Source organism: Pseudomonas sp. QLc11A, from assembly GCF_052112305.1.
Taxonomy (GTDB): Bacteria; Pseudomonadota; Gammaproteobacteria; order Pseudomonadales; family Pseudomonadaceae; genus Aquipseudomonas; species Aquipseudomonas laurylsulfatiphila.
In genome coordinates this window covers 200,260-215,708 of the sequence record NZ_JAVAJJ010000008.1, presented here as the reverse complement: position 1 = coordinate 215,708, position 15,449 = coordinate 200,260, and the positions used below count along the sequence as shown (strand labels likewise).

19 protein-coding genes, 3 tRNA genes and 1 pseudogene are annotated in these 15,449 nt (G+C 59.4%); 14 read left to right on the top strand and 9 right to left on the bottom strand.

The window, feature by feature from the left end; translation table 11 throughout:
- Positions 1-187: 187 nt before the first annotated feature.
- The 5 genes from Q8X48_RS14460 to ada all read left to right on the top strand — a co-directional run bounded on the left by Q8X48_RS14460 (position 188) and on the right by ada (position 3,339).
- Positions 188-490 (top strand): DUF1883 domain-containing protein, encoded by a 303-nt coding sequence (locus tag Q8X48_RS14460; protein WP_007912251.1) that lies wholly within the window; start codon positions 188-190, stop codon positions 488-490.
- Between the two features lie 37 nt (positions 491-527).
- Entirely contained in the window at positions 528-695 is a 168-nt protein-coding gene (locus Q8X48_RS14455; RefSeq protein WP_008020806.1) for a hypothetical protein, read from the top strand.
- A 117-nt stretch (positions 696-812) separates the two neighbouring features.
- Positions 813-1,517, top strand: a complete 705-nt coding sequence (locus Q8X48_RS14450; RefSeq protein ID WP_407802349.1) for a 2OG-Fe(II) oxygenase — start codon at positions 813-815, stop codon at positions 1,515-1,517.
- Positions 1,507-2,187, top strand: coding sequence for a DNA oxidative demethylase AlkB (gene alkB, locus Q8X48_RS14445; protein WP_407802350.1), 681 nt, complete (start codon positions 1,507-1,509; stop codon positions 2,185-2,187). Before Q8X48_RS14450 ends, alkB begins: the two co-directional genes overlap by 11 nt.
- An 87-nt stretch (positions 2,188-2,274) precedes the next feature.
- The gene (gene ada, locus Q8X48_RS14440) at positions 2,275-3,339 is read left to right on the top strand and encodes a bifunctional DNA-binding transcriptional regulator/O6-methylguanine-DNA methyltransferase Ada (RefSeq protein WP_407802353.1); all 1,065 of its coding nucleotides are present in this window, start codon (positions 2,275-2,277) and stop codon (positions 3,337-3,339) included.
- Here ada and acuI read toward each other — a convergent pair whose 3' ends face one another.
- Positions 3,340-4,323 carry an acrylyl-CoA reductase (NADPH) gene (gene acuI, locus Q8X48_RS14435; protein WP_407802354.1) on the bottom strand — a complete coding sequence of 328 codons (984 nt, stop codon included), beginning with the start codon at positions 4,321-4,323 and terminating at the stop codon, positions 3,340-3,342.
- Positions 4,324-4,535: 212 nt separating this feature from the next.
- Between acuI and Q8X48_RS14430 the strand changes: the two genes are divergently transcribed.
- The 8 genes from Q8X48_RS14430 to Q8X48_RS14395 all read left to right on the top strand — a co-directional run bounded on the left by Q8X48_RS14430 (position 4,536) and on the right by Q8X48_RS14395 (position 10,507).
- Complete coding sequence (locus Q8X48_RS14430; protein WP_407802355.1) at positions 4,536-5,603, top strand: NAD(P)H-dependent flavin oxidoreductase; 1,068 nt, start codon at positions 4,536-4,538, stop codon at positions 5,601-5,603.
- A 124-nt stretch (positions 5,604-5,727) separates the two neighbouring features.
- Entirely contained in the window at positions 5,728-6,495 is a 768-nt protein-coding gene (gene modA / locus Q8X48_RS14425) for a molybdate ABC transporter substrate-binding protein (RefSeq protein ID WP_407802357.1), read from the top strand.
- Between the two features lies 1 nt (position 6,496).
- Positions 6,497-7,177 carry a molybdate ABC transporter permease subunit gene (gene modB, locus Q8X48_RS14420; protein WP_015094922.1) on the top strand — a complete coding sequence of 227 codons (681 nt, stop codon included), beginning with the start codon at positions 6,497-6,499 and terminating at the stop codon, positions 7,175-7,177.
- Positions 7,178-7,180: 3 nt separating this feature from the next.
- Positions 7,181-8,260, top strand: a complete 1,080-nt coding sequence (gene modC, locus Q8X48_RS14415; RefSeq protein WP_407802358.1) for a molybdenum ABC transporter ATP-binding protein — start codon at positions 7,181-7,183, stop codon at positions 8,258-8,260.
- Between the two features lie 75 nt (positions 8,261-8,335).
- Positions 8,336-9,361 (top strand): DNA topoisomerase IB, encoded by a 1,026-nt coding sequence (locus Q8X48_RS14410; RefSeq protein WP_407802359.1) that lies wholly within the window; start codon positions 8,336-8,338, stop codon positions 9,359-9,361.
- Between the two features lie 72 nt (positions 9,362-9,433).
- The gene (locus tag Q8X48_RS14405; RefSeq protein WP_126045673.1) at positions 9,434-9,655 is read left to right on the top strand and encodes a hypothetical protein; all 222 of its coding nucleotides are present in this window, start codon (positions 9,434-9,436) and stop codon (positions 9,653-9,655) included.
- 129 nt (positions 9,656-9,784) lie between these two features.
- Positions 9,785-10,015: a hypothetical protein gene (locus Q8X48_RS14400; protein ID WP_007975977.1), complete on the top strand. Its 231-nt coding sequence runs from the start codon at positions 9,785-9,787 to the stop codon at positions 10,013-10,015.
- 207 nt (positions 10,016-10,222) lie between these two features.
- A complete protein-coding gene (locus tag Q8X48_RS14395) occupies positions 10,223-10,507 on the top strand; it encodes a hypothetical protein (protein ID WP_007975979.1) in 285 nt (94 codons plus the stop codon).
- Positions 10,508-10,523: 16 nt separating this feature from the next.
- Here the strand turns inward: Q8X48_RS14395 and Q8X48_RS14390 are convergent.
- Positions 10,524-10,778 (bottom strand): annotated as a pseudogene (locus Q8X48_RS14390) (TetR/AcrR family transcriptional regulator); the annotation flags it as partial.
- Between the two features lie 174 nt (positions 10,779-10,952).
- On the opposite strand from Q8X48_RS14390, the gene Q8X48_RS14385 reads away from it, so the two are divergent.
- Entirely contained in the window at positions 10,953-11,147 is a 195-nt protein-coding gene (locus Q8X48_RS14385; protein ID WP_407802361.1) for a hypothetical protein, read from the top strand.
- A gap of 123 nt (positions 11,148-11,270) precedes the next feature.
- Here the strand turns inward: Q8X48_RS14385 and Q8X48_RS14380 are convergent, their stop codons facing one another.
- From Q8X48_RS14380 to pgsA, 7 genes are all read right to left on the bottom strand, one after another.
- Complete coding sequence (locus Q8X48_RS14380) at positions 11,271-11,876, bottom strand: transglycosylase SLT domain-containing protein (protein WP_407802362.1); 606 nt, start codon at positions 11,874-11,876, stop codon at positions 11,271-11,273.
- On the bottom strand, positions 11,873-12,370 hold the full coding sequence (locus Q8X48_RS14375; RefSeq protein ID WP_407802766.1) for a hypothetical protein: 498 nt from the start codon (positions 12,368-12,370) through the stop codon (positions 11,873-11,875). Before Q8X48_RS14375 ends, Q8X48_RS14380 begins: the two co-directional genes overlap by 4 nt.
- Before the next feature lie 154 nt (positions 12,371-12,524).
- The gene (locus Q8X48_RS14370; protein WP_407802364.1) at positions 12,525-14,072 is read right to left on the bottom strand and encodes a phospholipase D-like domain-containing protein; all 1,548 of its coding nucleotides are present in this window, start codon (positions 14,070-14,072) and stop codon (positions 12,525-12,527) included.
- A 252-nt stretch (positions 14,073-14,324) separates the two neighbouring features.
- Positions 14,325-14,411, bottom strand: a tRNA-Leu gene (locus tag Q8X48_RS14365).
- 195 nt (positions 14,412-14,606) lie between these two features.
- A tRNA-Cys gene (locus Q8X48_RS14360) sits at positions 14,607-14,680 on the bottom strand.
- A gap of 47 nt (positions 14,681-14,727) precedes the next feature.
- A tRNA-Gly gene (locus Q8X48_RS14355) sits at positions 14,728-14,803 on the bottom strand.
- 63 nt (positions 14,804-14,866) lie between these two features.
- Positions 14,867-15,427 carry a CDP-diacylglycerol--glycerol-3-phosphate 3-phosphatidyltransferase gene (gene pgsA, locus Q8X48_RS14350; RefSeq protein WP_015094913.1) on the bottom strand — a complete coding sequence of 187 codons (561 nt, stop codon included), beginning with the start codon at positions 15,425-15,427 and terminating at the stop codon, positions 14,867-14,869.
- Positions 15,428-15,449 lie beyond the last annotated feature (22 nt).

The following is a 15,449-nucleotide window of genomic DNA, read 5'->3' as shown; positions in this document are numbered from 1 at the left end:
AAAGAGGCTCGGACAACGCAGATGCGTTTTTTCTCCGAGGCAAACTGCTTTATCGCTCATCAAAGGTGAAATTAGCGTTTTTTATTGTCAAAGCGGCCGGATAATAAGGCCTTCGGGCTGATAAACTGCGCCCATCGCCCATGCTATCGTTTTGATTTTGTAGAAAAAGCCCTTCTGGAGGCGCCCCATGAAATTTATCCATCAGCGCGAGCACCTCAATGAAGACGACATCGTCGTCATTCAATGCTCCCAAATGTGCAACATCCGTTTGATGAACGACGCCAACTTCCGCAGCTTCAAGAATGGTGGCCGTCACACCTATCACGGCGGTGCGTTCGACACGTTTCCGGCGCGCATCACCGCCCCCAGCACCGGTTTCTGGAACATCACGATCGACACCGTCAACCGCCGCGCTATCAGCGTGACGCGCAAGCCCACCCTGACGCATTCGATCAAAATCATTCGCCGTTCCAGCACGAAACTGAGCTGATCAGCACACCCGAAACACAAGACAGGCAGATACGACCGTGGCCCAAACGACCAAGTACGTCATCAAATACAAACTCAACGGTGAGCGCCGCTTCGAGTTTGCCCAGCTTGAAAACGGCACCGCAGAAGAAGCCAAAGCGGCGCTCGATGCCATTCATGGACCGGACGACGTCATCAGCGAAATCAGCGTCAGCAAAGCGCTGTAACGCAATCCGGAGCGACAATGGACGTCGGCTCCCGTTCGCAGTTCGACCGCAAGCGCCGGAGTGCCTGCTTCATTCATGTCTTGCAGACTGGCCACCTCAACCACAAGAGGCCCGGCAATGAGCGAGCAATATCTGGACCGGCTGGACTGGCCCCGGCTGGAACAGCAACTTGACCTGGACGGTTACGCCGTCATCCCTTCACTGCTGAGCCACAAGGCTTGTGATCAGGTCAGCGCCCTGTACCCCCGGACCGAGCCCTTTCGCTCGCACGTGGTGATGGCTCGTCACGGCTTCGGCCGCGGCGAGTACAAGTATTTCAGCTACCCGTTGCCGGACCTTGTGACTCGCTTGCGCAGCGCGCTCTACCTGCGCCTGGTGCCCATCGCCAATCGCTGGCATGAACAAATGGGCTTGCCGCAGCGTTTTCCTGACACTCATCCGGCCTTCCTCGAGCGCTGTCATGCCGCTGGTCAGAACCGTCCGACACCCTTATTGCTGCAATATGGTCCGCAGGACTACAACTGCCTGCATCAGGATCTGTACGGTGAGCAGGTTTTCCCGCTGCAAGTGGCGATTCTGCTGTCAGACCCCGATCAAGACTTCACCGGCGGCGAATTTGTCATGACCGAACAACGCCCGCGCATGCAATCACGCCCGATGGTCATCGACCTGAACAAAGGTGACGGGCTGATCTTTGCCGTCAACCAGCGGCCGGTCAAAGGCACCCGCGGTTACTACCGCGTGACCCTGCGCCACGGCGTGAGTCGCCTGCACAGCGGCAAACGGCATACCCTTGGAATCATCTTTCACGATGCGGCATGAGCCCATGAATTCGCTGACTTTCGATCTGTTTGCCGATGCAGAGCCCGAGCAAGAGCCCAGGCGCGAGCAAATCGGCGAACAGTCATACGTGCTGCGAGGCTTCGCCCTATCCTGGCTGGAGCGTTTGCTGCCCGCCCTGGAGGCAGTGCTGCAGGCCGCGCCGTTTCGGCAGATGGTCACACCCGGCGGCTTTACCATGTCGGTCGCCCTGAGCAGTTGCGGCACATTCGGCTGGACCACGGACCGCAGCGGCTATCGATACACCCGCGATGATCCACAAACCGGTCAGCCCTGGCCAATGATGCCCGAAGTGTTTCTCCAACTGGCCCAAGCGGCGGCACAGACAGCGGGGTTCAGCGACTTTGTGCCCGATTCCTGCCTGATCAACCGCTACATCCCCGGGGCAAAAATGTCATTGCATCAAGACAAGGACGAACATTCCTACGCAGCCCCCATCGTTTCGGTATCGCTGGGCTTGCCGGCGATGTTCCTGTTCGGCGGTTTTGCACGCAGCGACAAAAGCCAGCGCATCCCCCTGCTGCATGGTGACATCGTGGTCTGGGGTGGCGTGGATCGCCTGCGTTATCACGGCGTATTGCCGATCAAGGACGGCTGCCACCCGAGGCTGGGCGAGCAACGCATCAACTTCACCTTCCGCACCGCCGGATGAAGACTTCGAATTTGACCGCAAGCGCCGGAGTGTGTGGGAATTGCCCCATGGTTAATGTGCAGGCAACTCCTCAAAGGACGTGACGCCATGACAACCCGATCGACCAAGATCACCACCGAAAACGATCCGCGCTGGGCCGCCGTGGTCGCGCGCGATCCCAAGGCTGACGGGCAGTTTGTCTATGCCGTGAAGACCACAGGCATCTACTGCAACCCCAGCAGCCTCGCACGCCTGCCCAAGCCACAGAATGTCGAATTCTTCGATAGCGCCGAACTGGCCCGGGCCGCGGGTTATCGTCCGAGCAAGCGCGCGGCAAAGGATCAGAGCGAACTCGCTGCGCAGCATGCCGCCACAGTGGCCGCTGCCTGCCGCCAGATTGAACGCGCCGAAACGCTGCCCACCCTGGGCGAATTGGCCGAAGCTGCGGGATTGAGCAGCTTCCACTTCCATCGCGTGTTCAAAGCCGTCACCGGCCTGACGCCCAAGGGCTACGCCGATGCCCATCGCTCACGCAAGGTGCGCGAGCGCCTGGCAGATGGCGGCTCGGTGACCGATGCCCTGTATGACGCCGGCTTCAACTCCAACAGCCGGTTTTATGAAGCGGCAGACCAACTGCTCGGAATGAAACCCGGGGACTACCGCGCGGCCGGTCAAAACAACGACATTCGTTTTGCCGTGGGCCAGTGTTCGCTGGGGGCGATTCTGGTGGCGCAGAGTGAACGCGGGGTTTGCGCGATTTTGCTCGGCGATGATCCGCACCAACTGGTCTGTGATCTGCAAGACAAGTTCCGGCGAGCCAATTTGATTGGCGCCGATCAGGCGTTCGAAGCGCTCATTGCCAAGGTCGTCGGCTTTATTGAAGCCCCGGCGATTGGCCTGGACCTGCCATTGGACGTGCGCGGCACCGCATTCCAGGAACGGGTCTGGCAAGCTCTGCGGGAGATTCCCGTTGGTAGCACGGCGAGCTATGCCGATGTCGCGCTACGCATCGGTTCGCCAAAAGCCGTTCGCGCCGTGGCTCAAGCCTGCGGCGCGAACAGCCTGGCCGTGGCGATCCCGTGCCATCGCGTGGTGCGTAGCGATGGCAATCTCTCGGGCTATCGCTGGGGTGTCGAGCGCAAACGCCAGTTGCTGGAGCGCGAATCGCGGTAATCAGCGATTCACATCCACCACCACGCGCCCGCGCAACTGCCCGGCAAGCAAGCGCGGCGCGGCGTCGATGGCTTCGCTCAAGCCGATTTCGTGACTGATCAGCGGCAACAGGTTGAAGTCCAGGTCCTCGGCCAGGCGACTCCAGGCCTCCACGCGCTTGGCTTTGGGCTGGGTCACGCTGTTGATGCCGGCCAGGGTCACACCGCGCAGGATGAATGGCGCAACGGACGCCGGAAAGTCCATGCCCTGCGCCAAACCGCAGGCCGCGACGGTGCCATTGGCCTTGGTGCTGGCGCACGCATTGGCCAGGGTGTGGCTGCCAACCGAATCGATGACGGCCGCCCAGCGCTCCTTGGCCAAGGGTTTGCCCGGCTCGGACAAGGTGGCGCGATCGATGATTTCGCTGGCGCCCAGTTGCTTCAGGTAGTCGTGCTCCGAGGTACGCCCAGTGGACGCGACCACCCGGTAGCCGAGCCTGCTCAACAACGCGATGGCGAAACTGCCGACGCCACCGTTGGCGCCGGTGACCAGGATTTCACCCTGCCCGGGCGTCACACCGTTATGTTCCAAAGCCAGGATGCACAGCATGGCCGTGTAGCCCGCCGTACCGATGGCCATCGCCTGGGCGGCGGTGAATGCCTTGGGCAGCGGGATCAGCCAGTCACCGTTCAGGCGGGCTTTCTGCGCCAGGCCGCCCCAATGCCCTTCCCCTACACCCCAGCCATTGAGCAGGACATGGTCACCGACCTTGTAGTCCGGATGCCCGCTGACCTCGACCACACCGGCCAGGTCGATGCCCGGTACCATCGGGAATTTGCGCACCACCGGACTGCTGCCGGTGATCGCCAGGCCATCCTTGAAGTTCAGCGTGCTGTAGGCGACACGCACCGTGACATCGCCCTCGGGTAACTGATCGTCCTGGATCTCTTGCAGTGTGGCCCGGTAACCGCTGTCGTCTTTGTCGATCAAAATACCTTTGAACATTAAGGCCTCTCAATGGAATCAGTCGGATTGTGGTGCAATTGAAATAACACATGGCAACAGATTGTCGTACTCGACTATAAGCCAATCAGCCACCCCATCGGGCGCGAAGCAAGCCTGGCGAAATGAAAAGACGACTGGCCTTGCGCCAATCGTTGCGTTACAAATCCTGTTCTACCGTCCCTGCCCTGCTTCAACGTCGGAGAACACAGCACATGAACCAATGGCCAGATACCCGCATTCTTGACCTGCTCGGGATCGAACTGCCGATCATTCAGGGGCCGATGGCCGGTGCCACAAACTCGTCCATGGTGATTGCGGCCTGCAATGCCGGCGGCCTCGGCTCGATGCCAGCGGCGATGCTCAGCATCGATCAACTGCGCGAAGAGCTGAAAACCATCCGCCAACACACCCGGCGCCCGATCAACGTCAATTTCTTCTGTCATCAGCCTCCAGCCCCTGATGAGCAACGCGCGCAGGACTGGAAAAACCTGCTGCAGCCCTACTACCAGGAACTCGGTGCCGATTTCGCTGCGCCAACCCCCGTGTCCAATCGGGCGCCGTTCGATGACGCGGCCTGCCAAGTGATCGAAGAATTTCGCCCTGAAGTGGTGAGCTTTCACTTTGGCCTGCCGGAAAAATCCCTGCTGGACCGGGTCAAAGCCACCGGTGCGAAAGTGTTGTGCTCGGCCACCACCGTCGAAGAAGCGGTGTGGCTGGAGCAGCATGGTTGCGATGCGATCATTGCCATGGGTTTTGAGGCCGGAGGTCATCGCGGGATGTTCCTCAGCGATGACCTGAGCAGCCAGGTGGGGACTTTCGCCCTGGTGCCGCAAGTCGTCGATGCAGTGAAAGTGCCAGTAATTGCCGCTGGCGGCATTGCTGATGCACGAGGCGTCGCCGCCGCCTTCATGCTCGGCGCTTCGGCGGTACAGGTGGGCACCGCGTACCTGTTCACCCCGGAGGCCAAGGTCAGCCCGTCCCATCACAAAGCGTTGCGCACCGCCAAGGAAAGCGAGACGGCGGTTACCAACGTGTTCACCGGTCGCCCGGCCCGGGGCATTCTTAATCGGGTGATGCGCGAACTGGGACCCATGAGCGCCAAGGCTCCGGCCTTCCCTTTGGCCGGTGGCGCGTTGATGCCGTTGCGGGCCAAAGGTGAAGCGGACTTCAGCAATCTCTGGGCCGGCCAGGCATTTACTCTCGGCGTTGAATTGACCACCGAGGCGCTGACTCGAAAACTGGCTGAAGAAGGACTGGCGAGGCTGCTGGGTCGCCCCTGAGCTTCACTTTCGTCAAAATTGTATACAGTTTTTTGGCAATACATTCCGTTAAAAGGCAATTCGCTATATATTTATGTACATAACGATTTACCCTTGCTGCAATTGCCTTTAACGGAGCCGTTTCATGTCCATTCGCGTCTCACGTTTTGCCCCTGCGTGCCTCACGAGCCTGCTCGCCGTATTCGCCTTCGGCTCAGCCCAGGCGGACGAAGTCCAGGTGGCTGTCGCTGCCAACTTCACAGCGCCCATCCAGGCCATCGCCGCTGATTTCGAAAAGGACACCGGGCATAAACTGGTCACCGCCTTTGGCGCTACCGGCCAGTTCTACACCCAGATCAAAAACGGCGCGCCGTTCGAAGTGTTCCTCTCGGCAGACGACAGCACCCCGAAAAAACTCGAGGCTGAAGGCGACACCGTCAAGGGTTCGCGCTTCACCTACGCAGTCGGCACCCTGGCGCTATGGTCGGCCAAGGAAGGCTACGTCGATGCCAAGGGCGATGTGCTGAGAAAGAACAAATACCAGCACCTGTCCATTGCCAATCCGAAGGCTGCGCCTTACGGCCTCGCGGCAACCCAGGTGCTGGCCAAAGAAGGTCTGACCGACAAGGTCAAGGACAAGATCGTTGAAGGCCAGAACATCACCCAGGCCTATCAGTTCGTCTCCACCGGCAACGCCGAGCTGGGTTTTGTCGCCCTGTCGCAGATCTACAAGGACGGCAAGATCACCAGTGGTTCGGCCTGGATCGTTCCGGCCAGCCTGCACGACCCGATCAAACAGGACGCCGTGATTCTCAACAAGGGCAAGGACAACCCGGCCGCCAAGGCATTGGTTGACTACCTCAAGGGGCCGAAAGCGGCAGCTGTCATCAAGTCCTACGGCTACGAAATCTAAAATGTCGCTATCGAGTGCCGATTTTTCCGCCATCTGGCTGACCCTGAAACTGGCGTCCCTGACGACCGTCATCCTGCTGATTGTCGGCACTCCGATTGCGTTATGGCTTTCGCGCACCCGCTCCTGGTTGCGCGGCCCGGTCGGGGCCATTGTCGCCCTGCCCCTGGTGTTGCCACCGACTGTGATCGGTTTTTATCTGTTGCTGGCCCTAGGCCCTCACGGGTTCATTGGCCAGTTCACCCAATCACTCGGTCTTGGCACCCTCACGTTCAGCTTTGCAGGGCTGGTCATCGGTTCGGTGTTGTATTCGATGCCCTTTGTCGTCCAGCCGCTGCAAAACGCTTTTTCCGCCATTGGCACGCGCCCGCTCGAAGTGGCTGCGACGCTGCGGGCCAATCCCTGGGACACCTTTTTCAGCGTGACGCTGCCCCTGGCACGCCCCGGTTTCATTACCGCCGCCATTCTCGGTTTCGCCCACACCGTCGGCGAGTTCGGCGTAGTGCTGATGATCGGTGGCAATATTCCCGAGAAGACCCGCGTGGTCTCGGTACAGATCTACGATCACGTCGAAGCCATGGAATACGCCCAAGCCCATTGGCTGGCCGGGGCGATGCTGGTGTTCTCGTTTGTCGTCTTGCTGGCACTGTATTCCAGCCGAAAAACCAAAGCGGGCTGGAGCTGACCGATGATTTATATGCGCCTGAAACTGGATTACCCGGGCTTCGCCCTGGACGTCGACCTGCAACTGCCGGGCCGTGGCGTCACAGCACTTTACGGTCATTCCGGTTCGGGCAAGACCACTTGCCTGCGCTGCATCGCCGGCCTGGAACGAGCCGATCAGGGTTTTATCCAGGTCAACGATGAAGTCTGGCAAGACAGCGCAAACAAGGTTTTCGTCGCGCCGCACAAACGCGCGCTGGGCTACGTGTTCCAGGAAGCCAGCCTGTTTCCTCATCTGTCGGTGCTGGCCAACCTGGAGTTTGGCCTCAAGCGCATCCCGAAGCCGCAGCGTCGGGTCGACATGGCCCACGCCAGCGAGCTGCTGGGCATCAGCCATTTGCTGGATCGGCGCCCGCAACACCTTTCGGGCGGCGAGCGACAGCGCGTCGGCATCGCCCGCGCCTTGCTCACCAGCCCGAAACTGTTGTTGATGGACGAGCCACTGGCCGCGCTGGATGCCCAACGCAAAAATGAAATCCTGCCTTACTTGCAACGCCTGCACGACGAACTCGACATTCCGGTGCTGTACGTCAGCCACTCCCAGGATGAGGTCGCGCGGCTGGCCGACCATATCGTGTTGCTCAGCAACGGCAAGGCACTGGCCAGCGGCCCGATCGGCCAGACCCTGGCGCGCCTCGACTTGCCTCTGGCCATGGGGGACGACGCTGGCGTGGTGATCGAGGGTCGTGTCAGCGCCTATGACGCGGACTATCAATTGCTGAGCCTGCAATTGCCCGGCACCAGCCTCAACATTCGAGTACCGCATACGCCCATGGATACAGGCCAGGCACTGCGCTGCAAGGTCCAGGCGCGGGATGTCAGCCTGAACCTGCACAGTGCCGGGCAAAGCAGCATTCTCAATCGCCTGCCGGTCACCGTGGTCAGTGAAATGAACGCCGACAACGCCGCCCATGTGCTGATTCGCCTGGACGCCGCCGGTACGCCGCTGCTGGCGCGGATCACGCGTTATTCCCGTGATCACCTGAACATCCACCCTGGCCAGCAACTCTGGGCACTCATCAAAGCGATCGCGGTGCTGGCGTAAATCCGCCGGCACGACTGCAGCGGGGCGCGGTCCATGGCTGTAACGCCCCGTGATTCCTCGCCCTGGACGCCTGTCATGCCCGACGCACTGCCACCTGACCTGCATTATGTCGATGACACTCAGCCGGGCATCACCCGCAGGAAACTGCGCGGAAGATTCGCCTATTTCGACCCGGCGGGCCAGCGCATCACCGACCCGGAGGCGATCAAACGCCTCAACGCACTCGCGGTGCCACCCGCCTATACCCAGGTGTGGATCTGCGCCGATCCATGCGGGCACCTGCAGGCCACCGGGCGGGATGCCCGGGGTCGCAAACAATACCGTTATCACCCGCGCTGGCGGGAGGTGCGCGACGCCGACAAATACTTGCGCCTGCGTGAGTTCGGGCTGGCCTTGCCGAAACTGCGTCAGCGACTGGAAGCCGAATTGGCGGCACCGGGATTCAGTCGCGACAAAGTCATGGCCACGGTCATCACCCTGCTGGACACGACGTTGATCCGTATCGGCAACAGCCAATATGCCCGGGACAACCGCTCTTACGGCCTGACGACCTTGCGCAGCCGCCATGTGGAGATCAACGGCAGTGCCATCCTGTTCCAGTTCCGCGGAAAAAGTGGCGTCGAACACCAGATCACCGTGAAAGACCGAAGACTGGCGCGGATCATCAAACGCTGCCAGGACATTCCCGGGCAGAACCTGTTTCAGTATCTGGATGAAAACGGAGACCGGCACACCGTCAGTTCATCCGACATCAACAGCTATTTGCAAACCCTCACCGGCGCCGATTTCACCGCCAAGGATTACCGCACCTGGGCCGGCAGCGTCCTGGCCCTGGCGATGTTGCGCAAACTGCAGTGGGAGCCTGAAACGGATGCCAGGCGGCACCTGGTGGAAATGGTCAAGAATGTGGCCAGGCAGCTCGGCAATACTCCAGCGGTGTGCCGCAAATGCTATATCCACCCGGCAGTGCTGGATGGCTTTGTTCTCGGTGATCTGGCGCAACTGCCAAGGACCAGGGCGCGCAAGGGGCTATCGGCCGAGGAAGTCAGGCTGGCGATCTTCCTTGAGAGAATGCCCGCCGCGCCTGAACCGACGAATTGACCTGCCTATTTTTTGCACGATCACCAATGACTTCTATAGTTGAACTGAACACGAATCCGCTGCGGAGACGCCATGGAAGACATTTTCGTCGTGAAGCGTTGCAACAAGATCATCATCCATGGCCGCCGTGCGGGTGAAAATGACCATCTGCCTCCGGATGCAGAGGTCTGGTATCGCATCGCCGATACCCGCACCCAAGGGTTTATCGGCGATGGCTACGACACTGAAGAAGACGCTCAGCGTGTTTGCCGGCAGTTGAACGCCAAATCACAAGTGACAGCCCGACAAGTTTGAGGGCCTGTCACCATTTTTTAACGGGTCTATACTGAAATGGCTGAAGGAACAGCGACCCCAACGGCAGAAAGCTCGCTCCCAGCGGGCTTTTTGCTGCCACTCCAGGTTTCTTGAACGGAGGTGTCTCCCATGTCCGAAAAAGAGTCCATCACCACCCTGCTCACCTTGCTGGACTCCCGTCAGGCGCGCCTGGCTGCGGCCTGCAAGGAAATCGCCGACTGGGTCGATCATCAAGGCGGACACCCCACCGCCCTCAGAATTCGTGATCGCCTGAACGACATCGAGAAGGACACGCCGCTGATCCGGCACACGCTGTCTTCTCTCCAGCCTGTCGACCGGCCTCTGCCTCGGTTCAGATGATCCGCCACGGACTCGCGGTACGAGGACAGGCCCGATTCGGGCAGCATGACCGGTGGCACTAACGCCTCCGGATAGCTGTCTGCCTGCCGAGTTTTCCCCCTCTCTTGCAACCCGACCTCGTGCCGGGATTTTTTGTTGCGCAAAACCAATCGAACGTCACCGCTCACGTGGGGTCAACCGATCACACGTCACCAAGGAGACGTTCCAATGGTCACTCATTTCAAAGTCAGCGGGCACCTGGCCTGCGGTCACCACGGCAACAACCTGGTATCGACCCGCGAACTCAATCGGGTGAAATGCAGAAGCTGCCGAAACACCGACGCCTACAAAGAAGCCCGCAAGGCTGAACGCAACGCTGCCCGCCGCGCAGCACGCAAAGCCAAAGCCGTGCACACCGCCGATAACTGGCGTTCAGCCTGGACCGAACGACTGACTGCGATGGCCGGCCTGCAACGACTGCCACGGGGATTTGCCGGCCAACCTTTCGTTTAGGCAGCTTTTACTGCGATCAGATGTCCCTGCACGCTGGCTCCATGACCTCGCGCAGGGACATGCGCTTGAATGCCTCGACCAGCGCGCGCCCTTCCTCTGGCGTACAAGTGACAGCCAGCCGCATGGTCGCCTCGCCCAGGTGCCAGATCAAAAGCAACTGCCAATAGGCGGCCTGCAAACCCTGGGCATCCTCGACAGCCTCCAATCCCTGTTCAATGCAACGACGGCTCTCAGCGTTGTAGCGTTCGACGAGCGTTCGGATGACGGAGTTCGACGGACGGCCCGCGATTTCAGCGACTACGTGCAGCCCACGGCAGCTGCGGGCATCTGGGGAAATGGGCGTACGATGTAATGCATTGGCGAGAACAGGGTACGTCGGCTAGGGTCTCTTGCGTATCGAACTGCGGCGCCTTAATTGGCAGGAGCCTGATCAAGGAGAAAACGCATGTCACTCAATCGTAGTGCCGAACAAACCTACCGCCAGTGGTCCACCCCGATCCTGCTGGAGCTCAAGGAGCGAGAGCATCAATTGACCCCGTCAGACCGCCAGGCGTTGGAAAACGTGTTGCAGGAAAGAAGGTTGATCAACATCGGCAACCCGACCGGCAGCGATCGTCGCAAGACCGGCCCGGTTTCCTGAAAAAAATCCGGCAACCACCATCAAGGCAGAAATGATGGCGCAGAAACCGACAAGGGCTTGTATCGGCTTTCGCTGGCAAGCCCTTGATCCCGCATAACGCCCGCTAGCGGAGTCTCTGCCGCGCTAGAACCACCCACCGCGATCATCTTCCAGCGCCTGGCGACACTGCTTGAGTTGGGCGTTGTAAATCTCCGATTGCTTTTGCACTTTCCGGGCAACCTGCATCAGCCACGGTTTACTGCGATAGGTATTGCGGCTAAAGCCCCCACGCCCCTCGTGATAAGCCAGGTACTGATTGTAGGTGTCCCATTTGGAGATTCCGAGCTGACGTTGCGTGCCCGTGGTGTACCAGCCGATAAACATGATCGCGTCGTCGAAACTGTCACGTGAACCGCCGTTGCCGGTACTGTCCTTGTACTCACCCCACACCGGGTCCTGAGCCTGCGCATAACCATAGGCCGAACTGACTCGCCCCCAGGGGATCACCCAGAGCAGGTAGTCACGCGGCGGCAATGCGTCCGCCACGTAGCTGCTTTCCTGCTTCAGGATCGCCATGGCCACATGCAGTGGTGTCCCATATTCACTCTGCATTTCCAGCGAGTCCTCGTACCAGTCGGGATACTCACGGTAAATACTGCAGAGATTGTCCTGATCCTTGGGTGGCATCGTCGTGCAACCTGTCAAAAACATGAACAACAAAGTCAACAGCAAAATATTTCGTTGTGTCATTCATCACGCTCAAAAATAAGGTTCTTCGCACAATCCCGGGTAACTACTGTAGGAGCCAGCCTGCTGGCGATGAACTCAAGTGCCCCGCGTTCATCCAGTTCACACGCGTTTTCGTTAACGACCATCGCTGGCAAGCCAGCTCCCACAAGGGACCGTGCCCACGCTGAAACTGTAGGAGCCAGCCTGCTGGCGATGAACTCAAGTGCCCCGCGTTCATCCAGTTCACACGCGTTTTCGTTAACGACCATCGCTGGCAAGCCAGCTCCCACAAGGGGCCGTGCCCACGCTGAAACTGTAGGAGCCAGCCTGCTGGCGATGGACTCCAGTGCGCCGCGTTCATCCAGCTCCCCCGCGTTATCGTTAACGACCATCGCTGGCAAGCCAGCTCCCACAAGGGACCGTGCCCACGCTGAAACTGTAGGAGCCAGCCTGCTGGCGATGGACTCAAGCGCGCCGCGTTTATCCAGTTCACACGCGTTTTCGTTAACGACCATTGCTGGCAAGCCAGCTCATGCAAGGCGCCTGAGTCAGGCAGGTGCAGGCAAAAACGTCAGAAGACCTCCAGCTTGATCACGTCACCCTTATCGAACGGGTTCTTTGTAAATCCCTGTTGCACGACGAGACCAGAGGGGGACTCCGGGTTTTGATTCAGAGCATCTTCTCCAGACCGACCTTGTCGCTGAGCCAGGCTTTGAAGCTGCGCCATTTGCCGCCGGGTTCCTTGCGCAAGGTATGTTGGCGGCCGTCGTCCTCGGTGAACCAGACGACTTCGCCGTTTTCCAGTCGGGCCTGGTAACTCATGGCCGGCGCCATGCCCTCAAGCGCCGCCTGGCGCACGTAGCCGGCCAGTTCGGGACTGTCGACCAGGACCCCGACTTCAGTGTTCCAGAACACTGAACGCGGGTCGAAATTGAACGAACCGATGAACACCTTCTGCTTGTCCAGGATCATGGCCTTGGTGTGCAGACTGGAGTCCGAGCCACCACTGAGTCCAAACGAAGAGCTGCGGCCGGGGTCGTCCGGCTGACGCCGCAGCTCATAGAGTTTCACGCCATGTTCGAGCAGCGTCTTGCGATACGGTGCATAGCCGCCATGCACCGCCGGCACATCGGTGGCTTCCAGTGAGTTGGTCAGCAGGCGCACATCAACGCCGGCATCAGCACGACCCAGTAGATAGTCCATGCCCGACTTTTGCGGGACGAAGTAGGCCGACATCATGATCAGCTCGTTGCTGACGCCATCAAGTTCAGGCCGCAGTTGTGTGGCCATCAATAACGCGCGTGCCGGTTCGCCGTCAGCCAGGACCTTGCTCGGAGCGTCCCACATCGCCGTGCTATGGGCCCAGATCAGCTGCTTGCGCCAAGTCTCGAATTGCGGTCGAGTCTGGTAGGTCATGAGATGGTTGTACAAAGCCCTGTGCTCGGTACGTGAGGACTGGAGCGATTGCTCCAGACGTTGGCGGCTCTCGAGCAAGTCCTGTGCTGTCGGCTTGTTGATCTGGAAGTCACTGATCGACTGGCTCAAGGCGCTGTTCCAGTACTGATCGAAGCTGTGCCCCAACTGCTCGGCGACCGGGCCGATGCAAAGCAGGTCCATATCGGTGAAGTTGAGATCGGGCTTGGCGTCGAAATATTCATCCCCCAGGTTGCGTCCGCCGACGATGGCTGCGCTGTTGTCAGCCAGCCACAGTTTGTTGTGCATGCGTCGGTGCTGCTGGGAGAGATCAAGCAAGCGACCCATGGTTCGAGTCACCACGGTACTGCGCCCCAGATGCAAAGGGTTGAAGACGCGGATATGGATGTTCGGGTGCACCGCCAGGGTAGCGATGACTTCTTCCTGGCCGTCGGTGGCCGTGTCATCGAGCAGCATACGTATCCGTACGCCGCGATCGGCAGCCAGCAGCATTTCATTAACCAGTGCCCGGGTGCTGAGACCGTTATGCACGATGTAGTACTGCAGATCGACGGTTTTCTGCGCATTGCGGATCAACTCGGCGCGCGCCCGGAATGCTTCACTGCTGTTGGGCAGCAAGCGAAAACCCGAGCGCCCCTCATGCGCGGCGGCCTGAGTCTGGATCGAACGCCCGAAAGCCGATTCGCTGGCGGGGATCGCCTCGCTGAAGTCATGGGGCAAGCGCGTGGTGGCGCAGCCGACTAGCAACAGCGCGAACAACATGGCGCAGAGGAACCGGGACATGGGCTGGCCCTCAACATCGACGGGTGTAGATGTGGACCCGGCATCCAGCCAGTACCGGCTGCCGAGAACATGCAGCCCTCGATAATCCGCACGACTTGTTTCAGTAAAGCCCGTTTCAGGCAGCGTGTCGAAATTTACCGGTTCCCTGCAGAGCATGCAGTCCGGGCATTAGCGAATTGCGAAAAAGATTTTTTGAAGGCGGAAAAAACTAAGGGCCTGCATGAGGTATCTCACGCAAGCCCTTGATATTCATGGTGCCCGAAGCCGGAATCGAACCGGCACGCCCTTACGAGCGGGGGATTTTAAGTCCCATGCGTCTACCAGTTTCGCCATTCGGGCGGTAGCGCGGTGAAGCGTCCAGGTTGTGCCAAATAACGATCTGGCAATTCTGACGCCTGTGCAGCAGAGGTGGAAATATATACATCCCGCCCCGGTGAAGCAAGTTCGCAAATACCCTTTTCAAGACTAAATCTTGCAGGCTGCTGAAAATAAAAAAGCTCCGTAAATCATAGATCTACGGAGCTTGTTTATTAGTGGAGGCCGAGGTCGGAATCGAACCGGCGTAGGCGGATTTGCAATCCGCTGCATAACCATTTTGCTACTCGGCCTCAAAACATTTGATATCTAGTAGCGCGACATCAAATGCGTACAAACTTGGAGCGGGAAACGAGACTCGAACTCGCGACCCCGACCTTGGCAAGGTCGTGCTCTACCAACTGAGCTATTCCCGCGTCTTGGTGTGGCGCATTCTATAGAATCCAGAAGCCCCGTCAACCCTTTGATTCAAAAAAGTTTTATTTCTTTTCAACGTCGGTCTTCAGATGTGGCCAGGCAGCCCGCAGGTACTGGACCATCGACCACAAAGTCAGGCCGGCCGACACCATCAGCAGCGTATAGCCCAGCAAGACCCAGAAACTGAAATCCTTGGGATTGGCCAGCAGGATCACCAGCGCGAGCATTTGCGCGGCGGTTTTCCATTTGCCAAGGTTCGATACGGCGACGTGGGCACGTGCGCCCAGTTCGGCCATCCATTCGCGCAGGGCCGAGACGACAATCTCGCGACCGATGATCACGGCAGCCGGCAGCGTGAGCCACAGGTTTGCGTGTTCCTGCACCAACAGTACCAGCGCAACCGCGACCATCAGCTTGTCGGCAACCGGATCGAGAAAAGCCCCGAACGGTGTGCTTTGTTCCAGGCGGCGGGCCAGGTAGCCGTCCAGCCAGTCGGTGGCGGCAGCAAAGGCGAAGACCGAGGCGGAAGCCAGGTAGCTCCACTGGTAAGGCAGGTAGAACAGCAAAATGAAGATCGGAATGAGCAGAACGCGTAGAACGGTAATCAGATTAGGGATATTCATCGGCACAACTGGCTACGAGGTG